The 22,468-nt window shown below is 68.4% G+C and carries 18 protein-coding genes; 8 read left to right on the top strand and 10 right to left on the bottom strand.

All coding sequences use genetic code 11. From position 1 onward, the window contains the following. Positions 1 to 2: 2 nt before the first annotated feature. On the bottom strand, positions 3 to 176 hold the full coding sequence (locus ABH927_RS29075) for a hypothetical protein (RefSeq protein WP_370026784.1): 174 nt from the start codon (positions 174 to 176) through the stop codon (positions 3 to 5). 618 nt (positions 177 to 794) lie between these two features. Here ABH927_RS29075 and ABH927_RS29070 point away from each other — a divergent pair. From ABH927_RS29070 to ABH927_RS29060, 3 genes are read left to right on the top strand one after another with little or no spacing between them, the layout of a single operon-like run. Continuing rightward, positions 795 to 1,073: a hypothetical protein gene (locus ABH927_RS29070; protein ID WP_370026817.1), complete on the top strand. Its 279-nt coding sequence runs from the start codon at positions 795 to 797 to the stop codon at positions 1,071 to 1,073. A gap of 3 nt (positions 1,074 to 1,076) precedes the next feature. Further along, positions 1,077 to 2,255, top strand: a complete 1,179-nt coding sequence (locus ABH927_RS29065) for a hypothetical protein (protein ID WP_370026783.1) — start codon at positions 1,077 to 1,079, stop codon at positions 2,253 to 2,255. Positions 2,256 to 2,290: 35 nt separating this feature from the next. Further along, positions 2,291 to 5,110 (top strand): BTAD domain-containing putative transcriptional regulator, encoded by a 2,820-nt coding sequence (locus ABH927_RS29060; protein WP_370026781.1) that lies wholly within the window; start codon positions 2,291 to 2,293, stop codon positions 5,108 to 5,110. On the opposite strand, the gene ABH927_RS29055 is transcribed toward ABH927_RS29060, so the two are convergent. The 6 genes from ABH927_RS29055 to ABH927_RS29030 form a co-directional block, all read right to left on the bottom strand. Beyond that, positions 5,100 to 5,975, bottom strand: coding sequence for an SAM-dependent methyltransferase (locus tag ABH927_RS29055; protein ID WP_370026780.1), 876 nt, complete (start codon positions 5,973 to 5,975; stop codon positions 5,100 to 5,102). The two genes, ABH927_RS29060 and ABH927_RS29055, sit on opposite strands and share 11 nt — an antisense overlap. 206 nt (positions 5,976 to 6,181) lie before the next feature. Continuing rightward, positions 6,182 to 7,843 carry a hypothetical protein gene (locus tag ABH927_RS29050; RefSeq protein WP_370026779.1) on the bottom strand — a complete coding sequence of 554 codons (1,662 nt, stop codon included), beginning with the start codon at positions 7,841 to 7,843 and terminating at the stop codon, positions 6,182 to 6,184. Positions 7,844 to 7,865: 22 nt separating this feature from the next. Further along, entirely contained in the window at positions 7,866 to 8,807 is a 942-nt protein-coding gene (locus tag ABH927_RS29045; protein ID WP_370026777.1) for a carbohydrate ABC transporter permease, read from the bottom strand. Then, positions 8,804 to 9,817: an ABC transporter permease gene (locus ABH927_RS29040; RefSeq protein WP_370026775.1), complete on the bottom strand. Its 1,014-nt coding sequence runs from the start codon at positions 9,815 to 9,817 to the stop codon at positions 8,804 to 8,806. Before ABH927_RS29040 ends, ABH927_RS29045 begins: the two co-directional genes overlap by 4 nt. Then, on the bottom strand, positions 9,817 to 10,023 hold the full coding sequence (locus tag ABH927_RS29035; RefSeq protein WP_370026773.1) for a hypothetical protein: 207 nt from the start codon (positions 10,021 to 10,023) through the stop codon (positions 9,817 to 9,819). The genes ABH927_RS29040 and ABH927_RS29035 overlap by 1 nt, the downstream gene beginning before the upstream one ends. An 80-nt stretch (positions 10,024 to 10,103) precedes the next feature. Continuing rightward, positions 10,104 to 11,273 (bottom strand): ROK family protein, encoded by a 1,170-nt coding sequence (locus tag ABH927_RS29030; protein ID WP_370026771.1) that lies wholly within the window; start codon positions 11,271 to 11,273, stop codon positions 10,104 to 10,106. Between the two features lie 513 nt (positions 11,274 to 11,786). Here ABH927_RS29030 and ABH927_RS29025 point away from each other — a divergent pair. After that, positions 11,787 to 13,868: a phosphocholine-specific phospholipase C gene (locus ABH927_RS29025; protein ID WP_370026770.1), complete on the top strand. Its 2,082-nt coding sequence runs from the start codon at positions 11,787 to 11,789 to the stop codon at positions 13,866 to 13,868. A gap of 273 nt (positions 13,869 to 14,141) precedes the next feature. Here ABH927_RS29025 and ABH927_RS29020 read toward each other — a convergent pair whose 3' ends face one another. The 3 genes from ABH927_RS29020 to ABH927_RS29010 all read right to left on the bottom strand — a co-directional run bounded on the left by ABH927_RS29020 (position 14,142) and on the right by ABH927_RS29010 (position 17,620). Beyond that, a complete protein-coding gene (locus ABH927_RS29020) occupies positions 14,142 to 15,554 on the bottom strand; it encodes a WGR domain-containing protein (protein WP_370026768.1) in 1,413 nt (470 codons plus the stop codon). Positions 15,555 to 15,661: 107 nt separating this feature from the next. Continuing rightward, positions 15,662 to 16,402: an SGNH/GDSL hydrolase family protein gene (locus ABH927_RS29015; RefSeq protein ID WP_370026766.1), complete on the bottom strand. Its 741-nt coding sequence runs from the start codon at positions 16,400 to 16,402 to the stop codon at positions 15,662 to 15,664. A gap of 123 nt (positions 16,403 to 16,525) precedes the next feature. Next, positions 16,526 to 17,620, bottom strand: coding sequence for an alpha/beta hydrolase (locus ABH927_RS29010; RefSeq protein WP_370026764.1), 1,095 nt, complete (start codon positions 17,618 to 17,620; stop codon positions 16,526 to 16,528). A 240-nt stretch (positions 17,621 to 17,860) separates the two neighbouring features. On the opposite strand from ABH927_RS29010, the gene ABH927_RS29005 reads away from it, so the two are divergent. The 4 genes from ABH927_RS29005 to ABH927_RS28990 all read left to right on the top strand — a co-directional run bounded on the left by ABH927_RS29005 (position 17,861) and on the right by ABH927_RS28990 (position 22,343). Further along, complete coding sequence (locus ABH927_RS29005) at positions 17,861 to 18,979, top strand: SPFH domain-containing protein (RefSeq protein ID WP_370026762.1); 1,119 nt, start codon at positions 17,861 to 17,863, stop codon at positions 18,977 to 18,979. Positions 18,980 to 19,018: 39 nt separating this feature from the next. Next, positions 19,019 to 20,131 (top strand): hypothetical protein, encoded by a 1,113-nt coding sequence (locus tag ABH927_RS29000; RefSeq protein ID WP_370026761.1) that lies wholly within the window; start codon positions 19,019 to 19,021, stop codon positions 20,129 to 20,131. A 267-nt stretch (positions 20,132 to 20,398) separates the two neighbouring features. Then, positions 20,399 to 20,686 carry a PucR family transcriptional regulator gene (locus tag ABH927_RS28995; protein ID WP_370026816.1) on the top strand — a complete coding sequence of 96 codons (288 nt, stop codon included), beginning with the start codon at positions 20,399 to 20,401 and terminating at the stop codon, positions 20,684 to 20,686. 103 nt (positions 20,687 to 20,789) lie between these two features. Further along, entirely contained in the window at positions 20,790 to 22,343 is a 1,554-nt protein-coding gene (locus ABH927_RS28990; RefSeq protein WP_370026759.1) for a M28 family metallopeptidase, read from the top strand. Positions 22,344 to 22,468: the final 125 nt, after the last annotated feature.

The following is a 22,468-nucleotide window of genomic DNA, read 5'->3' as shown; positions in this document are numbered from 1 at the left end:
TCTTAGGAGACCGTGGAAGGGAGACCGACGCCGAGCTGGGTGTACAGCTCCAGTTGGTCAAAGTAGAGGCGGTGGGCGGTGATCAGATCGTTCTCCATGGTGAACACCCAGCATAGGTGGATGCTCAGCCGCCGGCCGGACGGCTCGATGGCCTGCTGAGCGCCGAGCCCTTTCACGAAGTCCCCGTCGGGTCCTCGAGCTGTCGCGGTGATTCTGGCGCCTAGGGCCGCGGCGATCCGCCAGGCCGGCGACTTCTGCGTGGGGGTCGCGACCTTCCCCTACAAGCATCCGCGTCGGCCACGATCGGGTCGGACACCGAGTTCCAGTAGTGATGGTCGCGTGGCCGCTCGGTGGTTGTCCGGTCATTGCTCGTGTGGTTCCCAAAATGGTTGCTCGGCGGTTGCTCGCGTGTATGAGATACGGCACGGAACGCGCCGACATAACCTGGCAGTTTGGCTGAGACAATGACGGACGGAATTGCAGAAGGCGGCACGACACGGCAGTAGACGGCATTTGAGCAGCCGACTTCTAATCCGACGGTCGGGGGTTCGAATCCCTCAGGGCGCGCTCTCGCCCAGCAGCGGAGACCCCCGCCTGAAGCGCTAACGCGGTCGTGCGGGGTTCCTCATGTCTGGCTGTCTACGGCTGCGAGCGTCTCTGACCAATGCTTGCCCACCACTCCAGGTGACTCCCTACTGCGCGCGGCGGAACGCACTCCATGCGGCCAATCGACCACCAACCGTGTCCATAAAAAGCGGCTTGGGCATGATTGATCGTGGTTACGATTGATCGCCATGGCGGCATCAAAGAAGGCGGAACTGGAGGCGCTGGTCGAACAGGCCACCGTCGACGCCTACGACGAGCACGAGCAACTCTCCGGCTTTCACGTCATGCTGGAGGAGCACCTCACCGTGACGGTCAAGAAGATCGACATGCTTCCAGGAACCGGAATCGTCGCGATCTGCATGCGGGGACCGCATCGGCAGGCGATCGGCATCCTCGACCTTCCGCTGCCGACACCGCGACCTGACGGCTCCGAATGGATCGACGCCTACCGTCAATGGTGTCGGTGAGCAATGAGCGAATACCAGTACTACGAATTTCTCGCGGTCGACCGACCTCTGGACGCCCAGCAGCAGGCCGAGGTCCGCGCGCTGTCCACCCGGGCCCGGGTCACCGCCACCAGCTTCACCAACGAATACGAATGGGGCAATTTCCGCGGCGACCCGAACCGGATGATGGAGCGCTACTACGACGCGCACCTGTACCTGACGAACTGGGGCACGCACCGGGTCATGCTCCGGCTGCCCCAGGCGCTTCTCAACCTGGAGGTCGCCGAGCAGTACTGCGCCGGGGATCAGGTCAGGGCATGGACCTCGGGGAAGCACCTCATCCTCGACCTGACCAGCGAGGAAGAAGAGGAATACTGGGACGAGGACGTCGAACGCTCGCTGTCGGCCATCGTGGGGGTTCGAACCGAACTCGCCGCAGGAGATCTGCGACCGCTCTACCTGGCCTGGCTGGCCGCCTACGGCACCTGGGAACGCGATGAAGACGCCTTCGACTATGGCGAACAGGACGTAATCGAACCACCCGTGCCCCCCGGACTCGACACGCTGAGCGCGCCCCAGCAGGCCTTGGCAGACTTCCTGCGCCTCGATCCCGACCTGCTCGCGGTCGCGGCGGAGGCCAGCCCAGCCGTGACCACCATCCAGGACGATCCACGGGAGCTGGCAACCTGGCTGGCCGAACTTCCCCAGCGAGAGAAAGACAAGCTGCTTCTGCGGGTCGTCCAAGACCAGGCGGCCCAGGTCCGGATGGAGTTGCTGCGCCGATTTCGCCGTAAGCCTCAGGCCGAGGCCAGTGACGTCCCCGCGCGTGCCGTGGGCGAGCTACTGGACGCCGCGGCCGAACGCCGTCGTGAACGCGAGCGGCGCGCGGCGTCCAAGCGGGCCGAGGAAGAGGCTAACCGCGAGCGGGAGCGGGCCATGGCTCGCGAGAAGCGGCTGGATGAGCTGGCCCGCGACGAGGAAGCGGCCTGGTCACGAGCCGAATCCATGATCGACACCAAGAGGCCGGGCGAGTACAACGCGGCCGTCGAACTCCTCAAGGACCTGCGGGCGGTGGCCCAGCGCGGCGACCGCCTCGACGGGTTCGTCCGGTCCTTCACCCTGCTACGCCAAAAGCACCTGCGCAAGCCCGCTCTCCTCGAGCGCTTCAACCGCGCCGGACTCGACGACCCACCCACCGGCTGACTGGCATAGCACCGGAGTCGGAGCGGGAGACCACCATGCGCTTTGCGATCTTGGGGCCGGTCGAGGTGACCTCCGATGACCGGGCCGTCCCGTTGTCCCCGATCCGGCGGCGTCTGCTGTGCGCTCTGCTGGTCGCCGGTAAGCCCGGGCTTACCGCCGACGCGCTGGTGGAGGCGCTGTGGGGGCCCGACGCCGACCCGGCCGCGCATGAGAGGTCGCTGAAGACGCTCATCTCGACGACCCGCCGTGCCGTGCCCGGCCGTATCCCGCTGGGCTCCTCCCGGCGCTACCGCCTCGTGCTTGACCCGGGCGACACGCTCGACGTGGAGGAGTTCCGCGGCCTGGTCGCCGGCGGCGGACCGCTACTGGAGGCGGGACGCCACGGCGAGGGGGCGGCGGTGTTGCGGCAGGCGCTGCGGCTGTGGGGCTCCCCCGGCCTGCCCGACCTGCCCGACCTGCCCGGCCAGCCGAGCATGCTGTGGCAGGCCCGCGACGAGCTTCTCGCGGAACGAGCCGCGGCGCAGATGTCGCTGCTCGCCGTACTGACGGAGCTGGGCGAGCACCGCGAGGTGATCCGGGACGTGCGGCGGGAGCTGGAGTCCGACCCGCTGTCGGAGCCGCTGCACGCGCTGCTGATGCGGGCCCTTGCCGCCTCCGGGCGCCGCGCCGACGCGCTGCGGCACTACGACGCCGCGGCGGAGACGCTGCGGCAGGAGACGGGCAGCGAGCCCGGCGCCGCACTGCGGCAGCTCCGCGCGAACCTCGCCGCCGATGATCATCCGGCCGCCCACCCGCTCGTGGTCCCCGCCCAGTTGCCCCCGGACGTCGTCGACTGGACCGGCCGTGCCGAGGAGGTCGCGCAGGTCGCCGGCTTCCTCCGCACGGCAGCCACGGGTGTGCCCATCGTGACGATCTCGGGGCCAGGCGGGGTCGGCAAGTCCGCCCTGGCCGTTCATGCGGCTCACCTTTTGCGTGACGCCTACCCTGACGGGCAGCTGTATGCCGAGCTGCCCGGCATGGCGGGGTCGCCCGACCTTGGGAAGGTGCTCGGCGCGCTGATCGGCGCGCTGGGCGTCGCTCCGGAGGCGTTGCCGCGGACCCCGGCCGAGCGGACCGCGCTGCTGCGGTCGCTGCTGGCCGGCCGGCGGGTCCTGCTGGTGATCGACAACGCGGTGACTTCCAACGAGGTGCGGGCGTTGCTGCCGGGCACCGCGGGCTGCGCGGTGATCGTCACCAGCCGCAAGCAGCTGTCGGGCCTGCCGGGCGCGTGCCCGGTCATCGTGGACCCGCTCCCCCGTGATGATTCGCTGTGCCTGCTCGGCCGGATCGTCGGCCGCTCCCGCGTCGATGCCGAACCGGACGCCGCCCGGCAGATCATCGACGCGCTCGACGGGTTGCCGCTGGCCGTGCGGATCGCCGGCGCCCGCCTGCAGCGCATGCGGCACTGGCCGCTGGCGCACCTGGCCGAGCGCCTGGCCGAGCGGCGCCTGCAGGTCCTGACGGTCGGCGACCTGGCCATCAGCGCGTCGATCGCCGAATCGTATGAGGCGATGCCCGAGCACCTGCGGGTGGCGTTCCGGCACGTGTCGCTGACCGGGGTGGGTGACTTCCCGTCCTGGATCGCCGGGGTGCTGATGGGGGGGGCCGGCTCCGAGGAACTGCTGGACGCGCTGACCGAGCACAGCCTGCTCGCCACGGCCGGGGTGGACGACGTGGGCCAGCCGCGCTACCGCCTGCATGACCTGCTGCGGCTGTATGGGGCCGAGCGGCTGGCCGAGCACCAGGGCGAGCACGACGACGCGGTCAGGCGGCTGCTCAGTGGGTGGCTGGAGCTGGTGGGGCGGGCGGACACGCTGATCCTGCGCGAGCCGTACCACCCGCCGCCCGCGCCGATCAGGCGGGAACGCCCGGCTCTGGCCCAGGCGCGGGAGGCGATCGACGCCGACCCGGGCCGGTGGCTGTCGGCCGAGGTCGGCAACGTGCTGTCCGCGATCCGCCTGGCCTGTGAGGAGGGCCGGTTCCGCCCGGCGACCGGGTTGGCGTTGCGGGTGGCGTCCATCCTGCATGCGCAGAACCGGCACCGCGAGGCCGAGGACATGTGGCGGCGGATCATGCACGCGGCGGAGCGGCCCGGCGTGCCGGGTGCCGCGGGCGACGCCCGGATCGCCGCGGAGGCGCGGTACCGGGTGGCTGCGCTGATCACGCGTCAGCCGGGCGGAGCGAGGCGGGCCAGCCCGCTGCTCGACATGTGCGTCGGCGTCTGGGAGGAGGTGACCGACCGCCAGGCGTTGTCGCGGGCGCTGTCGCTGCGCGCGTACTGCGCGGTGGCCGCCGACCGCGACCACGGCGACCACGGCGACGGCGGGGTGCAGCTGAAAGCGGCGTGGTCCGGCGCAGAACAGGCATTCGATCTGGCCGCGGGCCGGCACCGGTACGCCGAGATGCTCGCCGCGCGCACCCTGGGGTTGGTCGCCGGTGCCGACGGCCGGCACGGGCAGGCGATCCGGTGGTGCTCGGCCGCGCTGAAGCTGGCCGAGTCCCTGGCAGGGGCGGCCGGGGAGACGCACCGGTCGTATGTCGTGTTCGCCCTGACCGGGCTGGTCGCCGCGCTCCTGGGCGCCGGCGAGTACGAGGAGGGCCTGGAGCTCGCCCGGCGGGGGCGCGCCATGGCACGGGCGGTGGCCTACCGGGAGGGGGAAGCGTCGTGCGTGGAACGCGCGGGTGATGCCCTGGCCCGGCTGGGACGCCGCGAGGAGGCCGCCGCGCAGTACGCGCTGGCAGCCGACCTGTTCGACGTCGTCGACCGGCGCAAGGCGCACCGGTGCCGGCGGAAACGGGACGCGGTCAGGGCTTGACTGCGACGCCGGACCAGATGCGGAGCGGGCCCCGGGCGGCGGGAACGGCGACGCCCGGCCGCCACTGCGGGACGTCGACCATGCCGGGCGGCAGCAGGTCGAGCCCGTCGAAGAACCGCTCGATCTCGTTGCCGGGCCGGAACGTCAGCGGGCGGGTCAGCCGCGGGTTGGTCGCCTGGATCCGTTCCCACACGGCCGGGTCGATCTCGTCGGTGGAGGCGTGCGACACCACAAGATAGCTGCCGGTCGGCACGTCCTCCATGTACCGCCGGACGAGCCCTTGGGGGTCGTAGTCGTCGCCGACGAAATGCAGCACCGCCACCATCAGCACGGCGACCGGCTCGGAGAAGTCGATCAGACGTTGCGTCGTCTCGTGGTTGAGGATGCTTTCGGGGACGCGCATGTCGGCGTCGATGTAGCCGACGAACTCCTCATCGATGAGCAGCCCCGCCGCTTCCGGCAGGACCTCGGGGTCGTTGTCGACGTACACGACCCGGGCGTCCTCGTCGACGGCCTGGGCGACCTGGTGCACGTTCTCCTGCGTCGGGAGGCCGGACCCGAGGTCGAGGAACTGGCGGATCCCACGGTCGGCCGCGAGGTGGCGGACGGCTTCGATGAGGAATTGCCGGTTGGCCAGGGCGCTGTCCCGGGCTTCGGGGCTGATCTTGAGGACCTGGTCGGCGGCCGCGCGGTCGGCGGCCGAGTTGTGCGTGCCGCCGAGGAAGACGTCATACAAGCCGGCGACGGACACGCGCTGGCTGCCGTCGAGGCCGCTGATGTCGCCTGTGGTGGCGCGGGCGGGGTTGAGGGTCACCGGCTGCAGCTCCTCGGGGCCGTCGTGGTCACGGGGCGGGAACCCGATCATAACCGTCCACCAGGAGGCAAAAACGGGCGAACGCCGCCCGGCTGGTCGTGGCCGCGACCGCTCGGCTGTCGCACACTCCGTACCGGTCGCGGGTCGTCCCCCACCGTGTTGGACCGGCGAACACCGTCGCGCCCAGCCGGCCGTTGCCGACCACCGGAGCCGCCTCGGCCCGCTCTGCGGCCGGCGCCGGCCGGCTGGGCGCAGGGTCACTTGCCGGCCTTGTACTTGTCGTAGTCCTTCTGGTTCAGTTCCAGGTACCGCTGCAGGCCGACGCCGTCGAGACCCTTGACGTAGGCGTCCCAGTCGGTGTCGATGTTCTTCGACCCCGTGATGAAGGCCAGCTGGCCCTGGGCGACATAGCTGTCGAGGTTGGTCTTCAGCGTCGCGATCTCGGCGCTGGCACTCGGGTCGGTCCAGACCGAGACGGTCGGGAAGAACTGTGCCTTGTCATCGTGGCCCTCGTACAGCTTGGTTGCCTGGAACAACCGCCGCTCGTATCCGGCCTCGGCGTAGACGTCCATCGGCACCACGTTGGCGTTGCGGTAGGCGAGGGTCAGGTTGTACTGCGCCATCGAGTCCCAGGAGAGGTTCTTGGGCGCCTGAGAACCCGGCGTGCGCTTGTACAGCGGCTGGACATTGTTGTCGAGCGCGATGTCGCCGGGTCCCGGCTTGGTCCAGCCCACGCCCTCCGGACCCATCACCGCGATATTGGTGCCCTCGGTCGTGTAGATGTAGTCGAGCATCTTGATCGCCGCGACCTGCGCCTCCTTGCTGGCTTTGTTGGTCAGCATGAAGGTGAAGGTGCTGGAGCTCGGGTAGTTCAGACCGCTGTAGCTCTTACCGGACGGCCCGGTCAGCGGCGGCGCGGCGTCGTACTGCTTGTCGCGGCCGTCCTTGGAGCCCAGCTGCACGAAGATGGCCGGGTGCAGGAGAGGCGACGAGCCGATCGTGACGGCGTCGGGGTTGTTGCCGGTCGCCTGTAGTGCCTCGGCGTTCTGGGTGAACGAGGCCTGGTCGATCAGACCCTCCTTGAACAGCGAGTGGATGTACTTGAGGCCTTCGCGCCACTCCGGCTTGTTCACCGGAGTGGTGACCTTGTCGCCGTCGAGGGTGAGCAGCCCAAGCCCGCCGTTGTTCGCACCGGCCGGGGGGTAGGCGAACGCGCCCATCAGGTAGTCGATCAGGTGGCCGTCCTGCGTGTCGGCGGTCATCGGGATCTCGTCGGCCTTGCCGTTGCCGTTCGGGTCCTTCGTCTTGAACGCCCGCAGGACCGTACGCAGCTCCTCGGTGGTCTTCGGCATCGGCAGGTTCAGCTTCTTCAACCAGGCGCTGTTGATCCACAGCTTGTCCGGATAACTGCAGTGGAAGCAGTCCGACCATTGCGGCAACGCGTAGATGTGCCCGTCGGGCGCGGTCGACATCTCCTTGAGCGTCTTGTTGGAGTCCAGCGCCTTCTGGATGTTCGGCGCGTTTTCCTTGATCAGCTTCTCCAGCGGCACCGCGACGCCCTGCTTGCCCAGCTTCAGCACGTCGGCCTGGGAGAACCCGTCCACCCAGGGGATCAGCATGAACAGGTCCGGGTAGTCGCCGCTGGCGAGCGCGATCTGCCTCTTCTCCCTGGCCGGCCCCGCGTCCCACGTGGTGGTCTGCCAGCGGAACTCGATCTTGAACTTGTCGCTCATCAACTTCGTGACCGGGTTCGTGGCCAGATTCAGGTCCGCGTTGGCTTGCGCGAACGTGTTGATGATGACCTTGCCGTCGGCGCCGAGCTTGGGCTTGGCATCGTCCTCGCTGGACGTGCAGCCCGCGACTCCCAGTGCCGTGACGATCGCCAGTGCGGCGACCGTCCTGATGGAGCGTATTTCCATGGTTCTTTCCAATCGTGAGTTGCTAGCCCTTGACGGCGCCGACCAGCACGCCCTTGGTGAAGTGGCGGGCGACGAACGGGTAGATGATCAGTACGGGCAGGCTCGAGACAACGATGAGGGCGTACTTCAGGACGTTCGCGAGCTGCAGCTGCTGAAGCTGTTGCGTGACGTCCGTGGCGCCAACGTTGCGCTGGTTGAGGATGAGAATGTTCCTGAGCACGATCTGCAGCGGATAGAGATCGGGATCCTTGAGATAGACCAGGGCGTCGAAGTAGGTGTTCCACTGAAAGATCACGTACATCAGCGCGAGGACGGCCAGCAGTGGCTTCGACAGCGGCAGCACCACCGACCGGAGATATCGCAGCTCGCTCGCCCCGTCGAGCATCGCCGCCTCGTGGAGGTCCTCCGGGATGGAGTTGGCGAAGAACGTGCGTGCGATGATCACCTGCCAGACGCCGATGGCGTTGGGGATCAGCAGCGCCCAGCGGGTGTTCAGCATGCCGAGGTCCTGGATCACCATGTACGTCGGGATCAGGCCGCCCGAGAACAGCATGGTGAAGATCAGGCCGGTCATCAGCACGTTGCGCCCGAAGAAGTTCTTGCGCGACAACGGGTAGGCGATGGCGACGGTCAACGTGACGCTGATCAGGGTGCCGCCGATGGCGTAGATCAGCGAGTTGTAGTAGCCCCGCAAGACCTGCGAGTTGCTGAGGGCGACTTCGTAGGCGTGCAGCGAGAACTCGACCGGCCAGAAGGTCACCCTGCCGGAGGAGACGGCACTCGCGCTGCTGAACGAATTGGCGACGATGTAGATCAACGGCAGCAGCACCAGCGCCAGGATCACCACCAGCATGATCGTGACGACGACCAGGAACACCCGGTCGCGGAACGGCTCGCGGACCTTCTCCCTGGCCGCCGGCTTCCGCCGCAGCCCGGACAGGACCGACGTCGTCAGCGCGCTCATCCCCACAGTCCCTTCCCGGTGATCCGCTTGGCGGCGAAGTTGACGAACAGCAGCAGGCAGAGGTTGATCACCGAGTTGAACAGGCCGACGGCGGTCGCCATGCTGAAGTCCGCATTGACCAGGCCGGTCTTGTAGACGTAGGTCGGGATGATCTCCGATTGCGCCAGGTTCAGATCGTTCTGCAGCAGGTACGCCTTCTCGAACCCGATCGCCATCATGTTCCCCACGCCGAGCACCAGGATGATCACGGCGGTGGGCATGATTCCCGGCAGGTCGACGTTCCGGATCCGCTGCCACCGGCTGGCACCGTCGATCTTGGCCGCCTCGTGCAGCGCCGGATCGATGCCGGCGAGAGCGGCCATGTAGATGACCGCCGAGTAACCCGTGGTCTGCCAGACGTCGGACCAGACATAGATGTGCCGGAAGTAGTTCGGATCGCCGAGGAAGTCGACCGCCGGGATCCCGAACAGGCCGAGCGCGTCGTTCACGATGCCGAGCCGTGGCGACAGGATGAGGATCGTCATCGAGACCGCCACCACGGTGGAGATGAAGTAGGGCGCGTAGGTGAGCAACTGGACCGAGCTCTTGAACCAGCCGTTGCGGATCTCGTTAAGCGCGATGGCCAGAATGATCGGAATCGGGAAACTCGCCAGCACCAGGTAGAACGCCAGGATGAAGGTGTTCTTCAGCAGCGTGGCGAAGACCGGGTTGCTGAAGAACAGCTCGAAGTTCTTGAACCCGACCCACTCACTGCCCCAGATTCCCTCAACGACGTTGTAGTCCTTGAACGCGATGACGGCGTTGCTGATCGGGATGTACTTGAAGATGACGAAGTACGCCACCGGCACGATCACCAGCAGGTACAGCTGCCAATACAGCCGCCAGGACCGCTGCGCCTCGGTCCAGCGGCTACGCCAATAGCGCGCGGGCGCGTTCCGGAGCCGGCGAGACCGGACCGGCGGCTCGGTCGCGCGAGCCGGCGGGCTCGGGCGCCGCGTGGTGATCTCCATCAATCCACCCGCAGGTCGCCGGCGGCGTCGAGGTGCCATTCGATGCCGATACCGGGTGCGTCCGGCGGCCGGCCCCAGCCGTCCATGATCACCGGTCCGGTGCCGGTGATGGCGCCCAACTGCGGCAGGTGCTCGACGTACCTGCCGTTTGGTACGGCGCAGGCCAGGTTCACGTGCGGCTCCATCATGAAATGCGGTGACCTCACAGTCACACCTCCTGGTTGAGGGGGCGGGGTGGTACCTGTTGCGATAAGGCCGGCCGATGGCCGGATCGAGGCCGGTGGGGTCAGGAAACGACGAGCGACTGGATGCTCACCGCGGCCGCTCCGCGTGCCCACTCTTCAAAGGGGAGCGGGCGGATGGACAGCGGGCAGTCGACGGCGGCGCCGAACGCCTGCCGTTCGAAGCCCGCACGGATGTGTGTTTCGAACAGGTCGTAGGCGGCGAGTCCTTCGCCGGAGACGACGATCCGGGCCGGGCCGACCAGGTTCGCGACCGCCGCGATGCCGGAACCTATCGCGTTGCCGCCCCGGGCGAAGACAGCGCCGATTTGCTCGTCGCCGCCGCGTGCCAAGGCCATCGCTTCGTCGATGGTGAGCTCGGGCCGGCCAGAGCGGTCCCGGGCCTGCCGGACGATGGCGTGGGAGCCGGCGATGGCCTCCACGCAGCCTCGACCACCACAGTGGCAGCGGGGGCCGGTGGCGTCGATGCTGATGTGGCCGATCTCGCCGGCCACGCCGTGCGATCCGGAGACCAGTTGGCCGTTGACGACCAGGCCGCAGCCGATGCCGGTGCCCACCGTGACGAGGGCGAACGACTCAGCGCCCACGCCCTCGCCGAACCAGTGCTCGGCGGTGGTCAGCGCCTTCACGTCGTTCTCCACCGTTACCGTCAGTCCGGTGATCTTGACCGCGTGTTCCATCAGCGGCACGTCGCGCCACTGAAGGAACGGCGAATATCGGACAAGGCCGGTGGTGCGGTCCACGTCTCCGGAAATGGCGAGCCCCAGCCGGCGGGTGCGGTCCCGGTAGCCGCCGGGGCCGTCCAGCAGCTCGTCGACGAGCTCACCGAGCGCGGTGACGACGGCCTCGACGTCAGGGGCGGCCAGCGGCCGATGAGCCGAGGTCCGTATCTCCGCGCGGAGATCGCAGAGCACGCCGATCAGCTCGTCCGCGGTGATCTTCACTCCGACGAAGAACTCGCGGTCGGCGCGTACGGCCAGCGGGCTGGCCGGCCGTCCGGCGCCCAGGCCGGTCCGCTCCGTCGCGGCGAGCTCCCGCAGGTAGCCCGTCTCGATGAGCGGACGGGCGGCCTTGGTGACGGCCGCGGAGGACAGCCCGAGCCGGCGCGCGAGGCTGACCCGGCTCAGGGGTCCTTCGGTCAGCACCGCGGTGAACACCGCCGTGGCCGCCGGGGTCACGGTAAGCGTTCCGGGCGTTCCGGTCGCGAGAAACATGGCCGAAACTTAGGCTTAATAATTTCCTTCGTCAAGTATTGATTTCCCGACCCTGGGCGACTTACGCTCAGCGCACGCCCGCCCAAGTCGAGGACCAGATGCCCTCTGTGCTGTTCCATCCCGACCACCGACGGCGGTCAGGTGTGGTCTTGCCCACCCCGCCGACGCGCTGGTGAACGCGAGGGCGGCCGCCGTGTCGGCCGGCTTGCACGTGAACGGCTGACCGGTCGCGCGGGCCAGGTCCCAGCCGTGCAGGACCAGTTCGTCCAGCGCGACTGGTCACCCACCGAAGTCACACGTCGGGTGCCGAGCGCTCAACCCCAGATGTAGCGGCGGCCGCGTGTCGCGGGTCGTACGGCCGGGCGCCAGAGACGAGGCAGACGGATCGGGCCGGGCGAGGCGTTCAGACGGCCTTCCGAATGGCGTTCCACATCTGTCGCGAAACGTTCGCGATCACCTGCCGACGATTGGTTCGCCAACCGTCAATGCGCCGTCATAGGAGAAGGGCCTGCCGTGCCGAAGATTGATCGCCGACGTTTTCTGCAGCTCGCGGGCGGCACCGCCGCCTTATCGCTGCTGCCGGACAGCATCGCCCGCGCCGCCGCCATCGCGCCCGCCACTCGGACCGGAACCCTGCAGGATGTAGAGCACATCATCGTTCTGATGCAGGAAAATCGATCCTTCGACCATTATTTCGGCACTCTTCGAGGTGTACGTGGATTCGGGGACCCGCGGCCCGTCGTGCTGCCCAGCGGGAAGCCGGTCTGGTACCAGTCCTCCGGTACGCGGGACATCCTGCCTTTCCATCCCAAGGCCGACAACCTGGGCATGCAGTTCCTGCAGGACCTCAACCACGACTGGAACGGCGGCCACAAGGCCTGGAACAACGGCAAGTACGACCAGTGGATCGCCGCCAAAACCGCCACGAGCATGGCCTATCTCACGCGGGACGATATTCCGTTCCATTACTCGCTTGCAGACGCATTCACCGTTTGTGATGCCTACCACTGCTCGTTCATCGGGTCCACGGACCCGAACCGCTACTACATGTGGACCGGCTACACCGGCAACGACGGCACCGGGGGCGGTCCGGTGCTCGGCAACAACGAGCTCGGCTACGACTGGACCACCTATCCCGAGCGGCTGGAGCAGGCCGGCGTCTCGTGGAAGGTCTACCAGGACATCGGCAACGGTCTGGACGCGAACGGATCCTGGGGCTGGACCGGTGACCCCTACATCGGCAACTACGGCGACAACTCCCTGCTGTACTTCAACAAGTACCGCAACGCCCAGCCCGGCGACCCGCTCTACGAGAAGGCCCGCACGGGAACGAACGTCAAGGCCGGGGGTGGCTTTTTCGACATCCTCAAGGCCGACGTCCTCAACAACCGGCTACCCCAGGTCTCCTGGATCGCCGCGCCCGAGGCGTACACGGAGCACCCGAACTGGCCGGCGAACTACGGCGCCTGGTACATCGCCCAGGTGCTGGATGCGCTGACGGCCAATCCTGACGTGTGGAGCAAAACCGTCCTGCTCATCACGTACGACGAGAACGACGGATTCTTCGACCACGTCGTTCCTCCCTACCCACCGGGGTCCCGCACCCAGGGGCTGTCGACCGCGGACGTCAGCGGAGAGATCTACAGGACGGGCGGCGGCTACGTCGGCGGCCCGTATGGCCTGGGCCAGCGTGTTCCGATGATCGTTGTCTCGCCCTGGAGCAAGGGGGGCTGGGTGTGCTCCCAGGTGTTGGACCACACCTCGATCATCCAGTTCGTCGAAAGGAGATTCGGAGTGCATGAGCCGAACATCTCCCCTTGGCGGCGCGCTGTGTGCGGCGATCTCACCGCGGCGTTCGACTTCGCGCAGTCGGACACGACCCTGACGGCCCTTCCGGACACCAGGGGCTACGCTCCGCCAGACCGGCAGCGGCATAGCGACTACGTGCCGAAGCCCCCCGCCAACCCCGCCTTGCCCAAGCAGGAAGCCGGGCTTCGCCCCGCACGGGCCCTGCCGTACGACCTGGGCGTGGAGGGCAGGACCGATCCCGTGGGCGGATCCCTTTCGATCGACTTCGCCAGCCGAGGCCTGGTCGGCGCGACGTTCTACGTGACCTCCGGCAATGGCATGGGCGGTCCCTGGACATACACCGTGGAAGCGGGCAAGACCCTCTCTAACAGTTGGGCTCCATCGCGACAGAGCCAGGGCGCGTACGACCTGTCGGTCTTCGGACCCAATGGCTTCCTGCGCACGTTCCGCGGCCATGTGGCCGGCGCGGGGGGATCCCGCCCGGCGGATCCCGAGGTCAGCGTCCGCTACGACACCGGCCTCAGTGGTGTCACGCTGACGCTCACCAACCGCGGCGGCACCTCCTGCGGAGTCACCGTCACGGACGCGTACGGCAACGCCGGCCCGGCGACGTACCGGCTCCAGCCTCACGCCAGCGTGACGCATTCCGCGACCCTGACCGACAGCTACGGCTGGTATGACCTGAAAGTCACCTCCGACCAGGACCCCACGTTCCTCCGACGCGTGGCCGGACACGTCGAGACCGGCAAGCCGAGCATGAGCGACCCCGGAATCATCACCGGTTAAGCGGCCAGCCTTGGCCCCCGGAGGAGGCATCGTCCGGATCCGTCGGACGCGGCTGTAGGTTTCGCCCGTGCGGAATCGGTACCTATACCACCGGTCGGACGGGAAGCGTCGACCAGCACGTGCACGGTGTGCGCCGACTCCGGCAGGGCTGTCACCGACAGCCCTGCTGGATCACTCGAGTCGGCTTCGACAGGTCCCACCGTACCGCCGAGGTCGAGCACGCCCCGCATGAACAGATAGCACCCGGGGACGTGGGAGCCACCACCGCTGCTCTCAGACCAGCCTTCTGATCTCACCGAAGGTGCGATAGAAGCCGCCTCGCCCCGAAGGGTGCACACCCTCGACGAGGTAGCGCGCGCCCACCTCCCGGATCTCCTTGGGGAACTGCACATTCCACAACTCGTAACCAGGGCTGACGACGCGGACTCGCAGCCGCTCCCCTTCCCGCACGCACTCCACGACCACGCCGTCCCCGGCGTGGGTGACCGTCTCCAACACGAGGGACGGCTCCACCGCCGCCAGCGACGCCGCCGCCTTCACGTCGACGGGCTCCGGCACGGTGCCCTCCCGGGCAGCCGCGATGGCCGTCTCGCTCGCGTCGATGCAGGCCAGAGAGCCGTCGGTGGTGACGATGTACAGGCGGTCGTCAAGGAACTGCATGGAGAAGGCCGACCCGCAGCCCGTGCCGAGCTTCCACAGCCGCTCTCCCGAGGCGGCGAAGCAGTACACAGAGGAGTGGCTGTCACCGGCGAAGACGTAACGCCCCTCGGGCGAGGTCGCGCAGGAGTAGACGGGGCCGTCACACTGGTAGACGGCCTCGACGGCCCCATCGCTCTTGGACAGGCGGTGGACCGTGCGGCGGGCCGTGCCGGCGTAGACCGCGTGCTCCTCCTGCCAGCCGAACAGCACCTGATCCGCCACCGGCGTCTGCCAGACGGGGCTGCCGTCGGCGGCGTCGTATCGGGCGACGCCGCCGGAGTGGCCGTGGTAAACCGCGTCCTCGTCGCACCTGACCATCCAGCCGGCCTTGCCCTGGCCCGTGCGCGACCACTGGAACTCGTCCTCGTAGTCGATCGTGGTGATCCGCCCATCCCGGTCGGAGACGCCCAGAATTCCGTCGTGGATGTCAAGCCAGTAGATGTCGACCTCGGCGGCGATCTCATAGGCCGCCCTGGGCACCTTGCCACTCAGGTCGTACACCTTGCCGTCGTCGCAGCCCGCGTAGATCCAGAAGTCGTCGGCCACGATGCACTTGACGCCGTCCGGCAGCCGGAAGCGGCCCGTTACCGTGCCGGAGTGGGTGACGGTGTACACGTCGCCGCGCTGGTTGCCGACCCAGCAGCGCTCCTCGTCCACGAAGATGCCGAACGCGGAGGCGCCGCTGTTGAAGCGCCACAGGACAGGCGCCTGCTGGGCGGTGGAGCGGGTGCTGGCGATGGTCCTGCGGGTGACCGCCCTTGGCTGCCGTACGCCGCGTACGGCCGGCGCGTACCCCTTGCGCAGCTTCTCACCGACCTTCTTGGCCGCCGCGGCCTGCGCTTTCTCCTCCGTCGGGAAGGTGGAGACCTTGGTCTGACCGGCCTCGCCGATGCGCCCGTAGGTGATCGTCACCTGTGTCCCGGACACGGTCGTCTCGTAGAACTTGTGTGACCCGCCGCCGTCTTCGGACAGCTCGAGATAGGTCATGTCCGCACTCTCCAGATAAGCCAGACTTGATCAATTGGTCGGGAGACTAGAGCACGGGGATGACAAAACCGGTGCCGCGAACGAGTGAGCCGGCGGCGTGCGCACGGCTACCGCTGAAGGGCCGAGAGCACCTGGCGTGCGATCAACTGGTGGCCGGTGGCGGCGGGATGGTCGCCGTCGGCGGCGAGGAGGGTGGTGTCGTCCCCGGTCGCGCCGTATTCCTTGAACGGCGTGTACAGATCGACATACCGTGCGCCCGCGGCCTGGGCCGACGCGGCGAGCGTGTCGTTCACCGCCCGTGTGAGACTGTCGCTGTTGGTGACGTACCTCTCCCCTTCGGCCCTGCCCATGGCGCCGTCCATGAAGACGTTCCAGTAACCGGTCACGAGGATCCGGCTTCCCGGCCGCGTCTGCAGTGAGCGCACCTTGGCCAAGATGGCGTCCATGTTGACGCGTAGCCGTACCAGATCGTCCTTGTAGCAGGCCATGCCGGCGCTCGGCCCGCAGTCGTCGTCCTCGATGGCGCCGCTGTCGAAGTCGTTGGCCCCGATCGTGATGATCGTCAGGTCGGCGGAGAGCAGGGTCTCCCGCGCGGAGTCGCCCTCGATCTGGTCGAGCAGGCCCTGGGTGGTGAGCCCGGCGGTGGCGAGGTTGTCGCTGACGACGTCCATGCCCTGCTTCGCCGCGAGGGCCTCGCCGATCAGCGATACGTAGCTGCTGCAGTCGCACGCGGACCCGGCCGGCACCGAGTCGCCCAGCCCCACCACGGTCGTCACCTGGGCCGCCGTGCCGCTCCGCGTCACTCCGGCGGACGGGAGGTCGAGCAGGACGCCCAGGATTGCGATCACGGAGAGGAGGGTCGCTCGCGCCCGGAACCGCGCCCGGCGCGCGATTCGCGCCTGGACACGCCGTGAGCGACGGGAGCCGACGTCACGTCCGTTGAACGACAGCACGTCCTCTGCCACAGGTCACTAATGGAGCCGACGGGGGTCGTGCAGCTCACTGGAGATCCACTTGAGGGCCGCCGGCAGCATGGAGCTCCATATGCCGTAGTTGTGGCCCCCGGTGGGGAGGATGGACGAGAAGACCCGGGTCGGGGCACGAACGACCTGACGCAGCCGCATGATGTCCGGTGCCGTGTCGGAGTCCTGACGGGTGCCCATGACCAGCAGCGACACCCGCGGATGGCGCTTCCCCAGCACCTGGAGCAGATCGTTGGCCTTCAACAGAGCGGGCGATCGTGTTACGGCCTGGGCGGTCGGCGTGAAGTATCCGGACAGGCTGACGGCGGCCGCGAATTGCGCGGGATGCTGGACGGCGAGTTTGGCCGCGCAGAAACCGCCCTCCGAATATCCCATCGCGGCCCAGCCCGCCCCGTCCTTGCGAGCGCGGAAGTTGGCGGTCACCATGTCACGGACGTCTTCGGCGGCCCAGGTCTCCGCGCGGGGGCCGCCCGGGATGTCGGTGCAGTCGGTGTCAAGACCTGGTGCCAGCTGCATCGTGGGAGCGACGAGGATGGCCGGCCGCGTCGTGCCCCTCGCCATCTCCTGAGTGAGAAGCCCGGTGATGTTGAGCATGGTGAACCAGTTGTGGACGGGTCCGGGATAACCGGGCAGCAACTCGATCACAGGGAACAGCTCGTGCCTGTGAGCAGGCTGGCCGTACTGCGGCGGCAGCCACACGTAAACCGGTGCCTTGATGTGCGTTCTCGGCCCGTCGTAGTCGACGACCCGCACTCCGTCCTGGCCGAACGGCACGAATCTCTGGCTTGTCGAGGCATGGAACCCGTGCCCGGGTGACGTCAGCGGCACGAGAGCGTCTGCCGCGTCACCGGTGCTGGAACCGGCCAGGTCGTCCCACGTGGCGTAGAACTCGAACTGGTCGTTGACGACGACCGCGACGGTGAGCACCGCGCATACCTGGCAGAGGAGGACCAGCGCCGCTCGCCGCACCCCCTGCGACAGCGCCGGCCCGCGCAGCCGGCCACCGATCCACACGGACGCGACCGTCACCGCGACCGTCAGCACGATCGTCCCGACGAGAAGCGGCACCCCGAGAAGGCTCATCACAGCCTCACACTTTCTTGGCCCGCCCGGCTGAACACGGCGGGACCTGTGCACGCTACTACAACCCCCGTCAAGTCCTCCTAAGTGGCGGCGCCTCGATCACCAAGCGCGTCGACCCTGGTCATGGCGAGCCGGAAACAGGGTCTGGTCGTTGTTTGTGGCACTTGTTATGGTCGTCGGCGGCGCTGAGCACGGGCCGCTCGGCATTTACGAAGTGACGACGGGGGAAACGTGGGCTTGATGGACCGCATCCGCGGTGAGTTCGTCGATATCGTCGAGTGGACGGACGACAGCAGGGACACCATTGTCTGGCGTTTCCCGCGCTACGAGAACGAAATCAAGATGGGCGCCCGGCTGGTGGTCCGGGAATCGCAGACGGCCGTCTTCGTCAACGAGGGCCGCATCGCCGACGTTTTCACCCCCGGCACCTACGTCCTCGAAACGAGGAACCTCCCGCTGCTCGCCACGTCGAAAGGCTGGAAGTACGGCTTCCACTCGCCGTTCAAGGCGGAGGTCTACTTCGTGAACACCCGCCAGTTCACTGATTTGAAGTGGGGCACCCAGAATCCGGTCATCGTACGCGACCCGGAATTCGGCATGGTGCGGCTGCGGGCGTTCGGCGCGCTCTCGGTACAGATCACCGACGCGGCCGCCCTCCTGCGGGAGCTGGCCGGGACCGACCCGCGGTTCCGCACCGAGGAGGTGCGGGAATACCTGCGGCAGCTGGTCGTCGGACGGCTGGCGAACGCGCTGGCCACCGCGAACGTCCCCGTGCTCGACCTGGCGGGCCGGCAGGACGCTCTGGGCGTCCGGCTGGCGGCCGTCGTCAGTGAAGAACTGGCCCCGGTCGGCGTATCGGTGCCGACGTTCGTCATCGAGAACATCTCCCTGCCCGCGGAGGTCGAGGCGGCGATCGACACCCGCACCCGGATCGGCATCGCGGGCGATCTCGACCAGTACACCCGGTTCCAGACCGCGAACGCGATCGCTGACGCGGCCCGCAACCCCGGAGGCGCGGGCGAAGGCATCGGTCTTGGCCTGGGAATGGCCGTCGGGCAGCGCCTGGCTGCCGGGGTAACCCCTCAAACGGCCCCGCAAGCGGTCCCGGCCAATCCGGTCGCCGCGGCGGTCGGCCCGCCGCCGCTTCCACCGCAGGTGCAGTGGTACGTCGCGGTGGACGGCCGGCAGCAGGGGCCGTACGACCTCACTTCGCTCTCCGGCCTCGTGGGCGGGGGTGCGCTGACCGGCGCCACCCTGGTCTGGCGGGCGGGCATGCCCGCCTGGCTCCCGGCCGGCCAGGTGCCCGAGCTGACCCAGCTGATGGCCGGCACCCCGCCGCCCCTGCCCCCGCAGGTCTGAGGCCGCCTCGCGCTCCCCTTTCCCTCCGGAGGACCGGCCTTGTCCGACCCTGACGCCACCGCCGCAGCGACCGCCCGTTCCTACCCGTGCCAGTCGTGCGGGGCCACCCTGGAATACGCCCCGGGCACCAGTGCCATGCGCTGCCCGTACTGCAAGCGGGAACAGCCCATCGCGCCCGCCGCGCGGCGAGTGCGCGAGCACGGCTACGCCGAGCTGGCCCAGATGCCGCTCAAATCACGGGAACCGGCCGGCGCGGCGCGGCTGTTCGTCTGCCCAGGCTGCCAGGCGCGTACGGAAAGCGACACGCTGTCCGAACGGTGCCAGTTCTGCGCCACGCCGCTGGTGGCCGATGCGGGAGCCACCGGGCGGATCACGCCCGAAGCGATCGTCCCCTTCGGCCTCGACCGGAACGGCGCCCGCGCCGCGCTGCGCACCTGGACGTCCTCTCGTTGGTTCGCCCCTTCCACCCTCAAGAAGGTGACCGAGGCCGAGACCTTCAAGGGGACCTACCTGCCGTACTGGACATACGACGCGGACACGATCTCTGACTACACCGGCCAGCGGGGCGACCACTACTGGGAGACCGAGGAGTACACCGTCACGACGAACGGCGAGACCCGGACGGAGACCCGCCAGGTCATGCGGACCCGCTGGTCGCATGCCTCCGGCACGGTTTCGCGCGCCTTCGACGACGTGCTCGTCGCCGGTACGACCCGGGTGGCCTCAGAGCAGTTGGAGAAGCTCACCCCCTGGCCACTGGACCAGGTGATTCCGTACCAGGAGCATTATCTGGCGGGTTTCCAGACCGTGCGCTACGACATCGAGCCGGAGGACGGCCTCGATCTGGCCAAGGAACAGATGTCCCCGGTCATCGAGTCCGACTGCCGCGACGACATCGGAGGAGACGAGCAGCGGGTCCACTCGGTCGGCACCCGCTACTCCGACGTGGCGTTCAAGCTGGTGCTGCTGCCCGTCTGGTTCCTGAGCTATCTCCACGGCGGCAAGAGCTGGAACGTGATGGTGAACGCCCACACCGGCGAGGTGATCGGGCGGCGGCCGTACAGCACCGCCAAGATCCTCGCCGTCACGCTCGCGGCCGTGGCGATCGTCACCGTGGTCACGCTGATCCTCATCAGGAACAGCGCCAGGTAGGCGGATCCAGGGCGACCTCCTCCGGTGTGACCAGCCGCCGGGCGGGCAGCGTGTACGGCACGGGCGATGTCACCGCCGCGGTTCCCGATGCGCTGCGCGTCGCCTGTGATCGGCTCGGGCTGCCGCAGTTCGAGGTGCCGCAGGAGGTGCCGTTCGTCAGCTTCACCGAATGGCTCGCCGAGCGGCTCGCCCCGGCCCGCGACGAAGAACACGACCGCCAGGAGACCGGACGCCTGCTCTCCCTGAGCAGCCGACGGGCGGCGCTCGATCTGGCCCGGCGGCGCGGCGGGGTCGTCCGTCCTGAAGATCTGGCCACGTTCTCCGGCCTTCTCGTCGGGAAGGAGCCGGGCCGGCACGCGGCTGGTCGACACGCTGCGGGTGTTCCTCGACTGCGACGGCTCCGTGGGAGCCACCTCACGGGCGCTTTTCCTGCACGTCAACTCCCTCCGGCACCGGCTCGCCCGGATCGAGGCGGTGACCGGCCGCAACCCGCTGCGCTTCGAGGACCGGGTCGCCCTCGCCGTCGCGATGTGGACCCAGGACAACCGCCGCTAGGCCCCGGCCACATATAGGGCCTTCACCGATGGCCCGGCAGCGGTTAGTTTCGCGATCAGTGCCTACCAGAGGAACCCTGTCATTGGACCCGAAGGAGAGCCCAATGCGCATCACCCTCGGCATGAGAGCGGGAGTCGCCACCGCGGCGGCCTCGCTCATGCTTCCCCTCGCGCTGACCGCACCCGCGAGCGCGGACCCCGACCCCGCACAGGTGGCGCGATCGGTGGCCGTGGCCGGCATCAAGAAGCACCTCCAGAAGCTGCAGGAAATCGCCAACGCCAACGGCGGCACCCGCGCCGCGGGTACCGCCGGCTTCGACGCCTCACGCGCCTACGTGGCGGGCCAATTACAGAAGGCCGGCTACAAGGTGACCGTGCAGCCGTTCGAGTTCCCGTACTTCCGGGAGAACTCCACCGCCGTCCTACAGCGGATCTCCCCGTCCCCCAAGACCTACGCCCCCACCCCGCCCGACGGCAGCGCCGTCGGGGACTTCGCCACCATGACCTACTCGGGGTCCGGCGATGTCACGGCCACCGTCCAGAACGTCGACCTGGTGCTGCCGCCCGGCCCCGCGCCGAGCAGCTCCAACTCCGGGTGCGAGCCCGCCGACTTCGCCTCGTTCACGCCGGGCAACATCGCCCTGCTCCAGCGCGGCACCTGCACCTTCCAGGTCAAAGCGGAGAACGCCCAGGCGGCGGGCGCGGCCGCGGCGATCATCCTCAACGAGGGGCAGCCCGGCCGCACCGACACTCTCCAGGGCACTCTGGGCGAGCCGACGGTCAGGATCCCGGTGGTAGGGGCCAGCTTCGCGGTCGGCCAGGAGCTGGCCGGCGCGGCGGGCACGGTCGTCCGAGTGAAGACCGACACCACCAGCGAGATCCGCACGACCCACAACATCATCGCCGACTCGAAGTGGGGAGACCCGAACAAGATCGTCCAGCTCGGCGCCCATCTCGACAGCGTGCCCGCCGGGCCGGGCATCAACGACAACGGCTCGGGCAGCGCCTCGATCTTGGAGATCGCGTCGAAGCTCGGCGGGCTCCCCACCCGGAACAAGCTGCGCTTCTCCTTCTGGAGCGCCGAGGAGTTGGGCCTGCTCGGCTCGGAGCACTACGTCGCCAACCTGTCGCCGGAGGAGCAGGCCAAGATCAAGCTGTACCTGAACTTCGACATGGTCGCCTCCCCCAACTACGCGCTGAAGATCTACGACGGGGACGACTCCGACGCCACGGGCGCCCCGGCGGGCCCGGCGGGCTCGGACGAGATCGAAAAGCTCTTCGAAAAGTACTTCGACACCGTACGGCAGGGCCACGTGGGCACCGACTTCGACGGACGCTCGGACTACGGGCCGTTCATCGCCGCCGGAATCCCCGCGGGCGGCCTGTTCACCGGAGCCGAGGGCATCAAGACGCCGCAGGAGCAGGCGCTGTTCGGCGGTACGGCCGGCCAGGCCTACGACTCGTGCTACCACCAGGCATGCGACTCGATCTCGAACATCAACGACAAGGCCCTCGCACTCAACACCGGGGCCATCGCCACCGCCGCGGTGGCCTACGCGTACAGCCGTGACCTGCCCGGGCCGGACACCCGGACCACGGCGACAGCCCGCACCGCCGCGACCGGCTCCGCGCACAGCCACGGGGCGCTCGCGGATTGACGTTTCCGATCGCGCGTGGTCGTGCCGCTCCCAGCACGGCCACGCGCCGGTCACGCCATGGCGATCACTGCAGATAGGCGACGGCCCGGGTCTCGAACACGCCGATGGCCAGCCCCTTGGCGTCC

It is taken from the genome of Planotetraspora sp. GP83 (assembly GCF_041262585.1).
Classification (GTDB): domain Bacteria; phylum Actinomycetota; class Actinomycetes; order Streptosporangiales; family Streptosporangiaceae; genus JAOEGB01.
This window is presented reverse-complemented; position numbering and strand designations above follow the sequence as displayed.

What these genes read in the sequence shown, in the direction of transcription:
- ABH927_RS29070 (WP_370026817.1), top strand. Translation starts at nt 795, where the DNA reads ATGGCGGCATCAAAGAAGGCGGAACTGGAGGCGCTGGTCGAACAGGCC.
- ABH927_RS29065 (WP_370026783.1), top strand. Translation starts at nt 1,077, where the DNA reads ATGAGCGAATACCAGTACTACGAATTTCTCGCGGTCGACCGACCTCTG.
- ABH927_RS29060 (WP_370026781.1), top strand. Translation starts at nt 2,291, where the DNA reads ATGCGCTTTGCGATCTTGGGGCCGGTCGAGGTGACCTCCGATGACCGG.
- ABH927_RS29055 (WP_370026780.1), bottom strand. Translation starts at nt 5,975, where the DNA reads ATGATCGGGTTCCCGCCCCGTGACCACGACGGCCCCGAGGAGCTGCAG.
- ABH927_RS29050 (WP_370026779.1), bottom strand. Translation starts at nt 7,843, where the DNA reads ATGGAAATACGCTCCATCAGGACGGTCGCCGCACTGGCGATCGTCACG.
- ABH927_RS29045 (WP_370026777.1), bottom strand. Translation starts at nt 8,807, where the DNA reads ATGAGCGCGCTGACGACGTCGGTCCTGTCCGGGCTGCGGCGGAAGCCG.
- ABH927_RS29040 (WP_370026775.1), bottom strand. Translation starts at nt 9,817, where the DNA reads ATGGAGATCACCACGCGGCGCCCGAGCCCGCCGGCTCGCGCGACCGAG.
- ABH927_RS29030 (WP_370026771.1), bottom strand. Translation starts at nt 11,273, where the DNA reads ATGTTTCTCGCGACCGGAACGCCCGGAACGCTTACCGTGACCCCGGCG.
- ABH927_RS29020 (WP_370026768.1), bottom strand. Translation starts at nt 15,554, where the DNA reads ATGACCTATCTCGAGCTGTCCGAAGACGGCGGCGGGTCACACAAGTTC.
- ABH927_RS29010 (WP_370026764.1), bottom strand. Translation starts at nt 17,620, where the DNA reads ATGAGCCTTCTCGGGGTGCCGCTTCTCGTCGGGACGATCGTGCTGACG.
- ABH927_RS29005 (WP_370026762.1), top strand. Translation starts at nt 17,861, where the DNA reads ATGGACCGCATCCGCGGTGAGTTCGTCGATATCGTCGAGTGGACGGAC.
- ABH927_RS28990 (WP_370026759.1), top strand. Translation starts at nt 20,790, where the DNA reads ATGCGCATCACCCTCGGCATGAGAGCGGGAGTCGCCACCGCGGCGGCC.